Below are 14,566 nucleotides of genomic sequence, written 5' to 3'. Positions count from 1 at the left end.
GAACCGGACGAGGTGCTCACGCGCCGCTCCGATCGACAAAGGAGAAGAACATGAAAGTTGCCATCGTTGGTGCAGGTCTGATCGGTCACACCATTGCGCATATGCTGCGCGAAACCGGCGACTATGACGTCGTCGCATTCGACCGCGATCAGCCCGCGCTCGACAAACTCGCCGCGCAAGGCATTGCGACCCGCCGCGTGGATTCCGCCGATGCCGCCGCACTGCGCGCCGCGATTCATGGCTTCGATGCGCTCGTCAATGCACTGCCGTATTATCTCGCGGTGAACGTGGCCGCTGCCGCCAAGGGCGCAGGCGTGCATTATTTCGACTTAACCGAAGACGTGCGCGCGACCCACGCAATCCGCGCGATCGCCGACGACGCCGACCACGCATTCATGCCGCAATGCGGTCTCGCGCCGGGCTTCATCGGCATTGCCGCGCACGAACTCGCGAACCGCTTCACGGAGATTCGCGACGTGAAGATGCGGGTCGGCGCGCTGCCGCAATTCCCGACCAATGCGCTGAAGTACAACCTGACGTGGAGCGTCGACGGCCTCATCAACGAATATTGCCAGCCGTGCGAAGCGATTCGCGATAGCCGCACGCAGTGGGTGCAGCCGCTCGAAGGCCTCGAACATTTTTCGCTCGACGGCACCGAGTACGAAGCGTTCAATACATCGGGCGGTTTGGGTACGCTCTGCGAAACGCTGTCGGGCCGCGTCGAATCGCTCGATTACAAGTCGGTGCGCTATCCCGGCCACCGCAATCTGATGCAGTTCCTGCTCGAAGACCTGCGTCTTTCCAGCGACCGCGATACGCTCAAGAGCATCATGCGCCGCTCGGTGCCGTCGACCGCGCAAGACGTGGTGCTCGTGTTCATCACCGTGAGCGGCATGCGCGACGGGCAACTGGTGCAGGAAGTGTTTACCCGCAAGATCTTCGCGAAGACGGTCTGCGGCGTGCCGATGAGCGCGATCCAGATCACGACGGCCGGCGCGATGTGCGCGGTGCTCGATCTGTTCCGCGAAAAGAAGCTGCCGCAACGCGGCTTCGTGCGTCAGGAGCAGGTGTCGCTGCGCGACTTCCTCGGCAACCGCTTCGGCCAGCTTTATGAAGGGCAAACTCTGGACTCGCTGCAAACACTCGCGACGGTTTGACGAACCATCTTCGATAGAAGCTGAAAGCGCAAACGCCCCACACGTGGGGCGTTTTTGCGCGTTTTTTCGTTTACTGCGGCTCGCCGAGAATACGCGCGAGCAGCGCGTCGTAATCGGCCGCGCTCGGCGCCGTGTTATCGAACATCAGCAGATCGTTGCACATGTCGCCGGCCCGCACGAAGCGCCGCTGACGGTATTCGTCCCAGTGAGCGAGTTTGTACGCGTCGTTCGGATTGGCGCGCGCCACGATTCGCTGCTGCGCCGTCTCTTCCGATACATGCACCCACGCCACGCGCACGCTGACATCGTCGCCGACGCCGAGCCACGCGCGATCGAAAAGCCGCCGCTCGCGGACTTCGCGTGACAGCGGCCCGACCACCAGTGCGCTCACGCCGAGTTCGAGATTATCGCGCGCGGTGTCGATGAGCCCGCGATATTCCGGCTCGCGCAGATGCTCGAGGAACAGCGGGCTGTCGCGATCGTTCGGGTCGCCTGTCAGCATGCCCATCGCGGCCGCGCTATAGCCGCCGTACAGCGTGTCCTTGTCGAGCAGACAGAACGGCGAACCGGTTGCTTTCATCAACCTGCCGATCAGCATTTTTGCGAGCGTCGTCTTGCCGGTGCCCGCATGACCGCAAATAAAAACGAGGCGGCTCACGACAAGCTGTCCTCCATCCGAACCGCCGCGGCAATAGCGGGCATCGAATTCAAATACCACATTGCAGTCTCCTTACTGTCTTCCTTTGCATCGATCATGAAGAAGAACGCAGAGGCGCGCAAGCGCCGGGGCCTTTAACAAATCGATACATGAGCGCAGCCCGCAGCCCTTAACATGACGGTTACTTGTTCCATTCATGCAGAGGGGCTTGCACGCGTGTGCGGCGATGCAGCCCGCTCTGTTCCGCTTTCAGGGTAACCAACATGCTGATCAATTGCGCCGCCTATCAGGACGGCCGGAAGCTGGCAGACATCGACATCGATAGCATCAGCGACTACGTCGCGCGGCCCGAGTGTTTCGTGTGGGTCGCGTTGAAAGATCCGGGCCCGGGCGAACTCGCGGTGATGAAGCACGAGTTCGGTCTGCACGACCTCGCAATCGAAGACGCGCAGAACGGTCATCAACGGCCGAAGATCGAGGAGTACGGCGAGTCGCTGTTCGCGGTCATGCACACCGTCGAGATGGACGAGGACGGCGAACTGCTGCTCGGCGAGGTCGACGTATTCGTCGGAGCGAACTATGTGCTGTCGGTGCGGCGCGGCACGCGCGCGGGTTTTCAGAACGTGCGGGCGCGCTGCGAGCGCGAGCCGCAGTTGCTGAAGGCGGGCTCCGCGTTCGTGCTGTATGCGCTTGCGGACGACATCGTCGACCGTTATTTCCCGATCATCGACGCGGTGAACACCGAGATCGAAGCGATCGAAGACCGCATTTTCGAGCGCAACAATTCGGCGGCATCGCGCGCGATCATTCAGGATCTGTATTCGCTGAAGCGGCGCCTCGTGATTCTTCAGCATCACATCGCGCCGCTGCAGGAAGCGATCAGCAAGCTCACGGGCGGGCGCATTCCGAGCGTCTGCGAAGGCATGCAGGCTTACTTTCGCGACGTGTACGACCACCTTGAGCGGATCGTGCGCATCATCGACGGACGGCGCGAAATGGTCGTAACCGCCGTGCAGGTGAACCTCGGCATGATCTCGCTCGCGGAGAACGAAGTGACCAAGCGGCTCGGTTCGTTCGCCGCGCTGTTCGCGGTGCCGACGATGATCGCCGGCATCTACGGCATGAATTTTCAGAACATCCCGGAGCTGCATTTCCGCTACGGTTATCCGCTTTGCCTGGGGATCATGCTCACCGTCGACGTCATCCTCTACTGGCGTTTTCGCAAGGCCGGCTGGCTCTGAGCGCAAAGCCGCGCTTGCGCGCCGGTCCCGCTTGCACGCGGCGCAATAAAAGTCCAGCATAGGCGGCCCGTTGGCGGCGGAGATTGCAGCCGGCGGCAACACCGTCACACGCGGACCCAAGCGAGGACCCATTGCCAATCATCGTCTGCCGGACGGTCTGCGAGGCGTTTCGGCGCCCGGCCGGCGAGCGCTTTCGCGAGCCGCCCGACACGCCGCACTTTTTGCACGCCGATGCACTGCAACACTTCGGATCGTTGACAGTTTGGCCGCGATGCGCTGAGAATGAGTCCCGCAAACGTTTGCGCGCAACTAAAAATACGGCTCGACAGAGCCTGACAAACCCAGGAGATATGCATGAGCAATCGCATTCGCCGCCGCATCGTGGCGGCCGCAATCCTCGCCACCGCCAGCACCGCCTTGCCGTTTTCCGCCGCCTATGCCCAGACGGCGCCCGCTCATAAGCCCAAAGTCGCGCTCGTCATGAAGTCGCTCGCCAACGAGTTCTTCCTCACGATGGAAAACGGCGCGAAGGACTATCAGAAGCACAACCCGTCGCAGTTCGACCTGATCACGAACGGCATCAAGGACGAGACCGATACGGCGAACCAGATCCGCATCGTCGAACAGATGATCGTCTCGAAGGTCGACGCGATCGTGCTGGCGCCGGCCGACTCGAAGGCGCTCGTGCCGGTCGTGAAGAAAGCGGTGGACGCGGGCATCATCGTCGTGAATATCGACAACCGGCTCGACCCGGACGTGCTCAAGTCGAAAGACCTGAACGTGCCCTTCGTCGGACCGGATAACCGCAAGGGCGCGCAGAAGGTCGGCGACTATCTCGCGAAGAAGCTGAAGGCGGGCGACGAGGTCGGCATCCTCGAAGGCGTGTCGACCACGACCAATGCGCAGCAGCGCACGGCCGGCTTCAAGGACGCGATGCAGGCGGTCGGCGCCAAGGTGGTATCCGTGCAGTCGGGCGAATGGGAAATCGACAAGGGCAACGCGGTCGCTTCCGCGATGCTCAACGAGTACCCGAACCTGAAGGCGCTGCTCGCGGGCAACGACAACATGGCGATCGGCGCGGTTTCCGCGATCCGCGCGGCAGGCAAGCAGGGCAAGGTGATGGTGGTCGGCTACGACAACATCAATGCGATCAAGCCGATGCTGAAGGACGGCCGCGTGCTCGCCACTGCCGACCAGTACGCCGCGAAGCAGGCCGTGTTCGGCATCGACACCGCGCTGAAAGCGTTGAGCGAGCACAAGAAGCAGTCGCAGTTGTCGGGCGTGGTGGAAACGCCGTGCGACCTGGTGACGAAATAAGTGCCGCCAGCGCATGACCGACTAGCAGGGCGCGCGGATTCGCGCCGCATCAGCACGCGAATCCGCGCCTACTATTCAATGAACGCTCAATAGCCGCTCAAGAAACCCGCCGGGCCGCCGTTAATTCAGAGGTAAGCGTCATGACGGCGGCCGTGCGGCGAGAGGGAGCGCGGCCAGAGCGCCTGCGCATTCCGCGCATTGGGCCGGCATTGACCGCGCGGCGCCCGGCGCCGTCTCGCCCGAGCAGATCGTGTGAGACGCGCCTCGCGCCGCGAAACAGGATCGCGATGGATTCAACCGACCACGACGCCTTGCCTGCCGTGCTGTCCGTCAGCGGCATCGGCAAGACCTACGCCGAACCGGTGCTCGCCGACGTGTCTTTGTCGCTGCGCGCCGGCGAGGTATTGGCGCTCACCGGCGAGAACGGCGCCGGCAAGAGCACGCTGTCCAAGATCATCGGCGGACTCGTCGAGCCGACCGCCGGCACCATGCAGCTTGCCGGGAAACCGTATGCACCGGCGAGCCGCACCGAAGCCGAGGCGCTCGGCGTGCGCATGGTGATGCAGGAGCTGAATCTGCTGCCGACGTTGTCGGTGGCCGAGAATCTGTTCCTGAACCGCTTGCCGCGCGCGGGCGCGTTCAGCTTCGGCTGGATCGATCGCCGCAAGCTGCGCGAGGACGCGCGTCACGCGATGGCGCAAGTCGGGCTCGACGCGATCGACCCCGATACGCTCGTCGGCGAGCTTGGCATCGGTCATCAGCAGATGGTGGAGATCGCGCGCAATCTGATCGACGACTGCCGCGTGCTGATTCTCGACGAGCCGACCGCGATGCTGACCGCGCGCGAAGTCGATCTGCTGTTCGAGCAGATCGAGCGCCTGAAGGCGCGCGGCGTCGCGCTCGTCTATATCTCGCACCGGCTCGAAGAACTGGCGCGAGTCGCCGGGCAGATCGCGGTGCTGCGCGACGGCCGCCTCGTGCACGTCGACGCAATGGCCAATCTGACCAGCGACGAAATCGTCACGTGGATGGTCGGCCGCGAGCTTGGCGAGCAGATCGATCTCGGCGTGCGCAAGATCGGCGCGCCGCTCTTGCGCGTCGAGCGGCTTTCGCGCGGCAAGGTGGTCCGCGACGTGTCGTTCGAAGTCCGCGCGGGCGAAATCTTCGGCATCAGCGGGCTGATCGGCGCGGGCCGCACGGAGTTGATGCGGCTGATTTACGGCGCCGACCCGAAAGACGGCGGCACGGTGGCGCTGGCTCCGACGCCCGGCGCACCGCCTGCGCCGGTCAGGATCGATTCGCCGTCGGACGCGGTGCGCGCGGGCATCGCGCTCATCACCGAAGACCGCAAAGGCGAGGGTCTGCTGCTGCCGCAGCCGATCGCGGCGAACGTGTCGCTCGGCAACATCGGCAGCGTGGCGCGGCACGGCATCGTCGATGCGAAGCGCGAGAACGCGCTGGCGAAAAAGCAGATGGACGCGATGCGGATTCGCAGCTCCGGCCCGGCGCAGATTGTCGGCGAGCTGTCGGGCGGCAATCAGCAGAAGGTCGTGATCGGCCGCTGGCTCGCGCGCGATTGCCGCGTGCTGTTATTCGACGAACCCACGCGCGGCATCGACGTCGGCGCGAAGTTCGATATTTATGGCTTGATGGGCGCGCTGGCTCGTGAAGGGCGCGCGCTCGTCGTGGTGTCGAGCGATCTGCGCGAACTGATGCTGATCTGCGACCGGATCGGCGTGATGTCGGCGGGAAGCCTGACCGGTGTGTTCGAGCGCGGCACGTGGTCGCAAGACGCGTTGCTCGCCGCCGCTTTCGCCGGCTATCGCGGCCGCGAAGCGCTGCTGCACGACCTCGACGCCAATGAAGCAGGGAGTTTGTCATGACCGATCAATCGTTGCGCGACGCGCCGGGCGCGAAACATGGCGCGGATGGGAGCAAGGCCGCCGCGAATGCGAATGCAAACGCCGCGCCGCCGGCCGATCCGTCGGCGCCGCTCGCGAGCGGCAAACCCGCGGGCACCCGGCTCGGCTTTTCGAACTACCTCGGCCTCGCCGGTGCGCTGCTCGCCATGATCGTGCTGTTCTCGCTGCTGAGTTCGCACTTTCTGACGTACGACACGTTCAGCACGATCGCCAACCAGATTCCGGATCTGGTGGTGATGTCGGTCGGCATGACGTTCGTGCTGATCATCGCCGGCATCGATCTGTCGGTCGGGTCGGTGCTTGCGCTTGGCGCGTCGGTGGTGAGCGTGGCCGCGCTGAAGTGGGGCTGGGGCCCGCTGCCGTCCGCGCTGCTCGGCGTCGCAGCCGCCGCGCTGACCGGCACGGTCACCGGCGCGGTCACGGTCGGCTGGCGGATTCCGTCGTTCATCGTGTCGCTCGGCGTGCTCGAAGCGGCGCGCGGCCTCGCGTATCAGATGACGAATTCGCGCACCGCCTATATCGGCGATGCGTTCGATTTTCTGTCGAACCCGATCGCGGTCGGCATCTCGCCGGCCTTCCTGATCGCGGTGGCGGTGATGGTCATCGCGCAGCTCGTGCTCACGCGCACGGTGTTCGGCCGCTACCTGGTTGGCATCGGCACCAACGAGGAAGCCGTGCGGCTCGCGGGCGTCAATCCGCGACCGTATAAGGTGATCGTGTTCGCGTTGATGGGCGCGCTCGCGGGCCTTGCGTCGCTGTTCCAGATTTCGCGGCTGGAAGCGGCCGATCCGAACGCGGGCGTCGGCATGGAACTGCAGGTGATCGCGGCCGTGGTGATCGGCGGCACGAGTCTGATGGGCGGGCGCGGTTCGGTCATCAGTACGTTTTTTGGCGTGTTGATCATTTCGGTGCTGGCGGCCGGCCTCGCGCAGATCGGCGCGAACGAGCCGACCAAACGGATGATCACCGGCGCGGTGATCGTGGTCGCGGTGGTGCTGGATACGTATCGCAGCCGCCGCAAACGCGCCTGACATGTTCAGCGTAACGTGTGGCGGGTGCCAGAAGGGCGATTTGCGGTAAAGCGTAAGAATTCACGAGTACGGCGTGTTCGATGAGGACGTCCCGGGGTCGGCGCAAAGTCTGACTGGCGGGAAAAACAGGCGGGAGAGCAACAGGTTATGGCGACGATCAAGGATGTAGCAGCCGTGGCGGGCGTGTCCTTCACGACGGTATCGCACGTCGTGAACAACTCTCGGCCGGTGTCGGCCGACGTGCGCGCGAAGGTCGAGCTCGCCATCCGCCAGCTTCACTATGTGCCCTCGGCGGTGGCCCGTTCGCTGAAGGCGCGCGCCACCGCGACCATCGGACTCGTGGTGCCGAACAGCACCAACCCGTATTTCGCGGAACTGGCGCGCGGCATCGAGGACGGTTGCTCCCGCAACGGCTACTGCGTGTTTTTCTGCAATTCCGACGACGACCCCGCGAAGCAGCGCAACTATCTGCGTGTGCTGCAGGAAAAGCGTATCGACGGGCTGATCGTCGCGTCCGCCGGCGACGACGCGGTGCTCGCGCAGACGCTTGCCGACGCTCGCGAGCCGCTTGTGATCGTCGACCGCAATATTGAAGGCGTGAACGCCGACCTCGTGCAGATCGATCACGAGAAGGGCGCGTATCTCGCCACGCGTCATCTGCTGGAACTCGGGCACGTGCGGATCGGCTGCATTAGCGGGCCGGTCGACACGGCGGTGAGCGCGATGCGCGTGCACGGCTTCATTCGCGCGATGAGCGAGCGCGGCATCGAGATTCCGCCGGACGCGATCGTCGAAAGCGATTTTTCGGGCACCGGCGGCCATCGCGCGGCGGCGCAACTGTTCGATACCGTGAAGCCGTCGGCGATCTTCGCCTGCAACGACATGATGGGCATCGGCGCGCTGCGCGCGGCCGCGGAGCGCAATATCAGCGTGCCGCGCGACTGCTCGATCATCGGTTTCGACGACATCGAGCTCGGGCGCTTCACCTATCCGGCGCTGTCGACGGTCGGGCAGTCGGTGCGCGCGCTCGGCGACATGGCCGCGCAGACGCTGATCGAACGGATTGCCGGCAAGTCGTCGGCGAACGCGCGGCCGGGGGGGCGCAGGCGCGTCGTGTCGCCGCGGCTGATCGTGCGCGAATCGACGGCGACGTGGGCGGGCGCGGGAAAGCGTCATCTGGCCGCGTGATCGGGCTGGAGTGCAGCGCGGCGTATCGGCAGCTTAGAAGCAGGACAACGGGAGAAATGAGTGGCCAGTAAGGAAACGCGCTCACGCGTGGCAGTGGTCGGCAGTCTGAACATGGATCTGGTGGCGCGCGCGCCGCGTCTGCCGCATCCCGGCGAAACGCTGGCCGGCCGCACATTCGCGCAGGTCGCGGGCGGCAAGGGCGGCAACCAGGCGGTGGCCGCGGCGAGGCTCGGCGCGCAGGTGTCGATGCTCGGATGCGTCGGCGCCGATGCGAACGGCGCGCAATTGCGCGCGGGGCTGGAGGCGGAAGGCATCGACTGCGCGGCGCTCGAAACCGGCCGCGAGGCGACGGGCGTGGCGCTGATCGTCGTCGACGATGCGAGTCAGAACGCGATTGTGATCGTCGCCGGCAGCAACGGCGAGGTGACGCCTGAGACGATCGCGCGTCACGAAGCGGTGCTCGCCGCGGCCGACGTGGTGATCTGCCAGCTCGAAACGCCGCTCGCCACGGTGCACGCGGCGCTTGCCGCGGCGCGGCGGCTCGGCAAGACGGTCATTCTGAACCCGGCGCCGGCCACCGGGCCGCTGCCCGCCGAGTGGCTGCCGCTGATCGACTATCTGATTCCGAACGAGCTGGAAGCCGCGACGCTCACCGGCTTGCCGGTCGGCTCGCCCGAAGAAGCGGCGACGGCCGCTGCCGTGCTGCGCGCGGCGGGCGCGCGCAATGTCCTGGTGACGCTCGGCCCGCGCGGCGTGCAGGCGGCGCTCGAAGGCGCGGCGCCTGTGCTGTACGACGCGCCGAAGGTCGAAGCCGTCGATACGACGGCGGCCGGCGACACGTTCATCGGCGGGTTCGCCGCGCAGCTTGCGGAAGGTGTGGACGTCGATGCGGCGATCCGCTTCGCGCAGCGCGCCGCAGCGCTGTCGGTGACGCGCGCCGGCGCTCAACCTTCGATTCCGACGCGGGCGGAGTTGGGCGGGTAGGTTGTTGGGGGCGACGCTGAACTGCGCTCGCCTGGTCTCTTCCTGGTAGTTCAAAGGCTCGGGTTCGGCTGCGCAGCGCAGACGCGGTGCGCCCAAGCGCGCGCGGGCCAGCTTGCCCGCTTAAACTCGCCATTGCCGCCCGAGCCGTAGACGCGCGGCCCAAGCCGCAGGTCTCCTTTCCCGCAACTCAAAGCCCTCACATGGCCGCTCGAGCCGCAGACGCCTCGCGGCAAGCTGCGTTCGTCCGTCGCTCCCCAGCTTGTCCCTGCGCAGCCTTGCAACTACCGCCCCCCGCTGCGGCATCCCTCCCCATCCACCTTGTAACTCTTTCCGCCTCATCTCCTGCCTTTCCTCAGACGTATAAAAACTTCAAGTCCGCATCGCAACTGCCGTTAATGCGGCTATCAGAGCGCCGACGAAACCAATAACAACCAACCGCGCGCGGGCCGTCATCGGACTTTTATTGCTGCAAAGCAGCCTCTCAAGCACAGGACACTTTATGTTGAACAAGGGCATTTCGATCAAGGCCCGCATTGGCCTCACGATGGCTTTTCTCGCCGCCTTGCTGCTGGGCATCGGCGCGTTCGGGCTGTTCGGCATGAGCCGTTCCAACCACGCCTACCAGGAAACCTTCACGAATTCGATGCCGAGCGCCGTGAACATCGGCAACGCCGAACTCTATGCGGCGCGCGAGCGTCTCGCGCTCGATCGCGCGGCCTTCATGATCGGCACGCCGGAAGGCGCGCCGACGCTGGAGCGCGCGCGCTCGATGCGCACGACCTCCGACATGTGGTGGAAAAAGTATATGGATCTGCCGCGCGACGCCGACGAGGACCGTCTCGCGCGCGACGTGGTCAGCAAGCGCGACGCGCTGCACCAGCGGGCCGACGCGTTCGCCGCGGTGGTCGCGGCGAGCGACCAGAGCAAGCTGATCGACGGTGCCAAGCTTCTGCAAAGCGCCTACAACGAACTGGCGACCTCCGACGACGCACTGCGCAAATATCAGTTCGAGCTGGCGCAAGCCGGCTACGATGACGCGCAATCGAACTTCCATATGTTCCGCATGGTCAGCATCGGCGCGCTGATTGCCGGTATCCTCGCCGCGTTGCTGTCGTACGTGGCGCTCAGCCGCGCGATCGCACGGCCTCTCGCCGAGGCGCTCGACCATTTCGACGCGATCGCCGCGGGCGATCTGCGCCGCCAGGTCGTCGTCAGCTCACGCGACGAGATGGGCCAGATACTGGAAGGCATTTCGAAGATGCAGCGCAGTCTCATCGAAACGGTACGCGCGGTGCGCGGCGGCAGCGAATCGATTGCGACTGCCACGCGCGAGATCGCCGCCGGCAACATCGACCTGTCCTCGCGCACCGAAGAGCAGGCGTCGGCGTTGCAGGAAACCGCGTCGAGCATGGAAGAACTGACCGGCACCGTGAAGCAGAACGCGGACAACGCGCGTCAGGCGAGCGCGCTCGCGGCCAATGCGTCGGAAATCGCCAACAAGGGCAGCGCGGTGGTCGGCCAGGTCGTCGGTACGATGGGCGAGATCAACCAGAGCTCGGCGAAGATCGCCGACATCATTTCGATCATTGAAGGCATCGCGTTCCAGACCAACATCCTCGCGCTCAACGCGGCCGTGGAAGCGGCGCGGGCCGGCGAGGAAGGGCGCGGCTTCGCGGTCGTGGCGGGCGAAGTGCGCAGCCTCGCGCAGCGATCGTCGGCGGCGGCGAAGGAAATCAAGGAATTGATCGACACCTCGGTCGACCGCGTGCAATCGGGCTCGGCGCTCGTCGATCAGGCCGGCCGCACGATGAACGAAATCATCGGCGCGGTGCAGCGCGTGACCGACATCATGGGCGAAATCGCCGCGGCGTCGGAAGAGCAGAGCAGCGGCATCGACCAGGTTGCGCGCGCCGTCACGCAGATGGACGAAGTCACGCAGCAAAACGCCGCACTCGTCGAGGAAGCGGCGGCAGCAGCGTCGTCGCTCGAAGACCAGGCGGACAAGCTGCGCGGCGCGGTCGCCGTGTTCCAGCTCAGCGACGAAGGCAAGGTGTCGGGCGGTTCGTTGGCGAAGCACACGCCGACGCCTGCGCGCGCCGTGTCTGCTGCGCCGCGGGCAGTTTCCAGGACCGTCGCCCACGCACGCTCAGCCGCCGCGCCGCGCGCGGCCGCAGCAACCGCCGCGCAGCCTGTGACGGCTGCTCATGCGCCGGCCGCGGCTATGGCCGCCTCGGCGCCTGCGGCACCGAAAGCCGCGCCGGCTCCGCGCGCGCCGGCGAAGTCCGCCGCCGTCGTCAGCGCCGGCAGCGATCAGGACTGGGAAACGTTCTGACGGGCATCCGCGGCGTTTGCCGCACGGCTGCACGAGCGCCGGCCAGGCGCCGTGCAACCGGCGTTCCCGGCGCGACGGCATCTGAATCGACGCCGCGACGCCCGAGCCGCCTATATTGAAGACAGCAACGAAAAGACCGCGCCTGCTGACGCAGCCGCGGTCTTTTTTTATGGCGTGCGCATTAAGTCGCATTTGCGAAGCGGTGGGCGCCCTGGCGAGCCTCGCGATCCGGTACATTGACGGGCGGGTGACGGTAATTCGTAACCGGATCGCGGGCGAAGCACGGGTTGGCAAAGCGGCAGTGTGTAAGTCGGCGCCGCGCCCGACCGGTGCATCGCGCTCCACGTCACGTCACCGCTTGCCGGTCAGCGTCAGGCCGGCCAGCCGCTCGCCCTCACGCTTCTCATGCTTCAAACGCACGTTCAATGCGCCAGCCACAAAGGACCGACATGACGCCACACGACCTCGCGCATCGCCTCGTCGAAGCACGCCGGCAGCATCGCCCGATCGACGGGCTGCCCTCCGAACAGCTCCCGCCCGACGCCGCGACCGCGTATGCGATCCAGCAGGCGGTCATAGCAGGGCTCGGCGACTCCACCGGCGCGTGGAAGATCGGCGCGAAGGCGCCCGGCGGATCGACCTCGGGCGCGCCGATCCCGGCTTCCCTGGTGCGGTCTTCGCCGGCGCGCGTCGAGCATGCGGGCTTCTTTCGCGTACTCGTCGAGCTGGAGATCGCGTTCCGTTTCACCGAGGTCATCGAGCCGCGCAGCCGCGCCTATACGCGCGACGAGGTGCTCGCGCTCGTCGGCGTGGTGCTGCCGGCCATTGAAATCGTCGATAGCCGCTTCGCCGAATGGCCGAACATCGCGCCGCTCGCTCAACTCGCCGACGCGCAAAACAACGGCGCGCTCGTCACCGGTCATCCGGTCCCGTATGCGGGGCTCGCGCGCGGCTTCGACTTCGTGTCGCCGGAACTGGAACTGAGCTTCGACGGCGAGTCGCTCGTGCCCGACGCCACCGGCAATCCGGCCGGCGATCCACGCGAATTGCTGGTGTGGTTCGTCAACCATTGCGCCGCCATGGGCATCACGATCGAACCGGAATGGACGCTGACCACCGGCTCTTACGTCGGTGCGCATAAAGTGGGAAAGCCGGGCATCGTGCGCGGTCACATCGACGGACTCGGAGAGGTCGAGATCGAACTGACCTGATTGCGCGACATTGTGTCATGTGACACAGCGCTGCATTTCTTTCGACGCCGTTCTTGTAACGGCGCATTACAAACTCATCAACAAGCGGCTGCCCAGGGGCGGCCGTTTTACATTTGACGCGTCGCCGAGGACTCCTTAGCCGTATACCCTATTGAAGCGGTTACGCGCCGCGCCGTTATCCAGTTAACAAAGTTGAACGACAGTTCAACGAGGCATCGACAACGTAAAGCGAAGCAAAGCCGACCATGCCGTCGACGCGGTTATGCAAAGCATGTGAAGCATCGCATTGATAGCAAAGCATGCGCAGCGATGTGATGGAACAAAAGCTCGCGTGCATGGACGAACTGCATGAACGTGCGACGCCGAACGCTGCTTGCAACTTTGGTCGATCGACGTGTAACAGATGCGCACACAGGTAGACCAAATGCGTGTCAAAGCGTTAAGGAAGCAAGAGGCGAAAGCAGAAAAGAGTGGGGACGTAGCGCGAAAATGCGCGATGTGCGGCTGATGCCAGGCTTCAAGGTACGCGACGTGCGTGTGCAGGCAACGCGTGAATGTAACTGCTGATGAGTGCCGTCAAAGAAGTGTGAAGCGACACTGTGAAGCGAGGTCGCGAAGCAACGCTCGCGGCACTGTTCGACGCGCAAGATTGTAGGTGGTCGAAACGGTGTTTCCAAGTGATGAATGTCGGGAGGCCCGCACGGCGCGATTTTCGCAACGTAGTTCGTGAAAAAAAATTTAAAAGGGTTTAGGATGAATTCGAGCGATGTCGTTTCCGAATAGCGCGCCGCGCACGACATCGGTCTAGACTTCGGCGAGGAGGTAGCATGGATATCTACAGCAGTTTCGCGACCCGCTTCGAGAAAACGCGAGAGGACGAACTCTCGCTCGAGGAGTACCTCGCGCTCTGCAAAGACAATCCCGCCGCGTACGCCACGGCTGGCGAACGCATGTTGACGGCAATCGGAGAACCCGAACAGATCGACACTCGCAACGATCCGCGCCTGTCGCGCATCTTCGCGAACAAGGTCATCAAGGTATACCCCGCATTCCGTGAGTTCTACGGAATGGAGGAGGTGATCGAGCAGGTGGTCGCCTACTTCCGGCACTCGGCCCAGGGGCTCGAAGAAAAGAAGCAGATTCTGTATCTGTTGGGCCCGGTCGGCGGCGGTAAATCGTCCATCGCCGAGCGTCTGAAGCAGCTCATGGAGCGCGTGCCGTTCTACGCGATCAAGGGCTCGCCTGTGAACGAATCGCCGCTCGGTTTGTTCGATTACGACGAGGACGGTCCGATCCTCGAAGAGCAATACGGCATACCACGCCGCTACCTGAAAAGCATTCTGAGCCCGTGGGCGGTCAAGCGCCTGCACGAGTACAACGGCGACATCCGCAAGTTCCGCGTGGTGCGGCGCTATCCGTCCATCCTGCGGCAAATCGGCATCGCCAAACGGAGCCGGGCGACGAGAACAATCAGGACATCTCCTCGCTCGTCGGCAAGGTCGACATTCGCAAGCTCGAGCAATAC

General features: G+C 64.7%; 10 protein-coding genes and 1 pseudogene. 10 read left to right on the top strand and 1 reads right to left on the bottom strand.

Going from position 1 to position 14,566, the window contains the following annotated elements; all coding sequences use genetic code 11:
• Positions 1-50: 50 nt before the first annotated feature.
• Positions 51-1,157: a saccharopine dehydrogenase family protein gene (locus tag BGRAMDRAFT_RS25270; protein WP_006051714.1), complete on the top strand. Its 1,107-nt coding sequence runs from the start codon at positions 51-53 to the stop codon at positions 1,155-1,157.
• A 70-nt stretch (positions 1,158-1,227) separates the two neighbouring features.
• Here BGRAMDRAFT_RS25270 and BGRAMDRAFT_RS25265 read toward each other — a convergent pair whose 3' ends face one another.
• The gene (locus BGRAMDRAFT_RS25265; RefSeq protein ID WP_044021877.1) at positions 1,228-1,815 is read right to left on the bottom strand and encodes a P-loop nucleotide/nucleoside kinase family protein; all 588 of its coding nucleotides are present in this window, start codon (positions 1,813-1,815) and stop codon (positions 1,228-1,230) included.
• Between the two features lie 263 nt (positions 1,816-2,078).
• Between BGRAMDRAFT_RS25265 and corA the strand changes: the two genes are divergently transcribed.
• The 9 genes and pseudogenes from corA to BGRAMDRAFT_RS25220 all read left to right on the top strand — a co-directional run.
• Positions 2,079-3,056, top strand: coding sequence for a magnesium/cobalt transporter CorA (gene corA / locus BGRAMDRAFT_RS25260; protein WP_006051712.1), 978 nt, complete (start codon positions 2,079-2,081; stop codon positions 3,054-3,056).
• Between the two features lie 354 nt (positions 3,057-3,410).
• Positions 3,411-4,373 carry a sugar ABC transporter substrate-binding protein gene (locus BGRAMDRAFT_RS25255; protein WP_006051711.1) on the top strand — a complete coding sequence of 321 codons (963 nt, stop codon included), beginning with the start codon at positions 3,411-3,413 and terminating at the stop codon, positions 4,371-4,373.
• A gap of 287 nt (positions 4,374-4,660) precedes the next feature.
• Positions 4,661-6,256 carry a sugar ABC transporter ATP-binding protein gene (locus BGRAMDRAFT_RS25250; RefSeq protein WP_006051710.1) on the top strand — a complete coding sequence of 532 codons (1,596 nt, stop codon included), beginning with the start codon at positions 4,661-4,663 and terminating at the stop codon, positions 6,254-6,256.
• Positions 6,253-7,326, top strand: a complete 1,074-nt coding sequence (locus tag BGRAMDRAFT_RS25245) for an ABC transporter permease (RefSeq protein ID WP_006051709.1) — start codon at positions 6,253-6,255, stop codon at positions 7,324-7,326. Before BGRAMDRAFT_RS25250 ends, BGRAMDRAFT_RS25245 begins: the two co-directional genes overlap by 4 nt.
• 147 nt (positions 7,327-7,473) lie before the next feature.
• A complete protein-coding gene (locus BGRAMDRAFT_RS25240) occupies positions 7,474-8,514 on the top strand; it encodes a LacI family DNA-binding transcriptional regulator (protein WP_006051708.1) in 1,041 nt (346 codons plus the stop codon).
• Between the two features lie 60 nt (positions 8,515-8,574).
• Positions 8,575-9,498, top strand: a complete 924-nt coding sequence (gene rbsK, locus BGRAMDRAFT_RS25235) for a ribokinase (protein WP_006051707.1) — start codon at positions 8,575-8,577, stop codon at positions 9,496-9,498.
• 499 nt (positions 9,499-9,997) lie between these two features.
• Positions 9,998-11,830: a methyl-accepting chemotaxis protein gene (locus BGRAMDRAFT_RS25230; RefSeq protein ID WP_006051706.1), complete on the top strand. Its 1,833-nt coding sequence runs from the start codon at positions 9,998-10,000 to the stop codon at positions 11,828-11,830.
• A 449-nt stretch (positions 11,831-12,279) separates the two neighbouring features.
• Positions 12,280-13,041 carry a 2-keto-4-pentenoate hydratase gene (locus BGRAMDRAFT_RS25225; protein ID WP_006051705.1) on the top strand — a complete coding sequence of 254 codons (762 nt, stop codon included), beginning with the start codon at positions 12,280-12,282 and terminating at the stop codon, positions 13,039-13,041.
• A gap of 827 nt (positions 13,042-13,868) precedes the next feature.
• Positions 13,869-14,566, top strand: a pseudogene (locus BGRAMDRAFT_RS25220) (PrkA family serine protein kinase); the annotation flags it as partial.

The organism is Paraburkholderia graminis C4D1M, assembly GCF_000172415.1.
Lineage (GTDB): Bacteria > Pseudomonadota > Gammaproteobacteria > Burkholderiales > Burkholderiaceae > Paraburkholderia > Paraburkholderia graminis.
This window is presented reverse-complemented; position numbering and strand designations above follow the sequence as displayed.

What these genes read in the sequence shown, in the direction of transcription:
- corA (WP_006051712.1), top strand. Translation starts at nt 2,079, where the DNA reads ATGCTGATCAATTGCGCCGCCTATCAGGACGGCCGGAAGCTGGCAGAC.
- BGRAMDRAFT_RS25245 (WP_006051709.1), top strand. Translation starts at nt 6,253, where the DNA reads ATGACCGATCAATCGTTGCGCGACGCGCCGGGCGCGAAACATGGCGCG.
- BGRAMDRAFT_RS25270 (WP_006051714.1), top strand. Translation starts at nt 51, where the DNA reads ATGAAAGTTGCCATCGTTGGTGCAGGTCTGATCGGTCACACCATTGCG.
- BGRAMDRAFT_RS25250 (WP_006051710.1), top strand. Translation starts at nt 4,661, where the DNA reads ATGGATTCAACCGACCACGACGCCTTGCCTGCCGTGCTGTCCGTCAGC.
- BGRAMDRAFT_RS25255 (WP_006051711.1), top strand. Translation starts at nt 3,411, where the DNA reads ATGAGCAATCGCATTCGCCGCCGCATCGTGGCGGCCGCAATCCTCGCC.
- BGRAMDRAFT_RS25240 (WP_006051708.1), top strand. Translation starts at nt 7,474, where the DNA reads ATGGCGACGATCAAGGATGTAGCAGCCGTGGCGGGCGTGTCCTTCACG.
- BGRAMDRAFT_RS25230 (WP_006051706.1), top strand. Translation starts at nt 9,998, where the DNA reads ATGTTGAACAAGGGCATTTCGATCAAGGCCCGCATTGGCCTCACGATG.
- BGRAMDRAFT_RS25225 (WP_006051705.1), top strand. Translation starts at nt 12,280, where the DNA reads ATGACGCCACACGACCTCGCGCATCGCCTCGTCGAAGCACGCCGGCAG.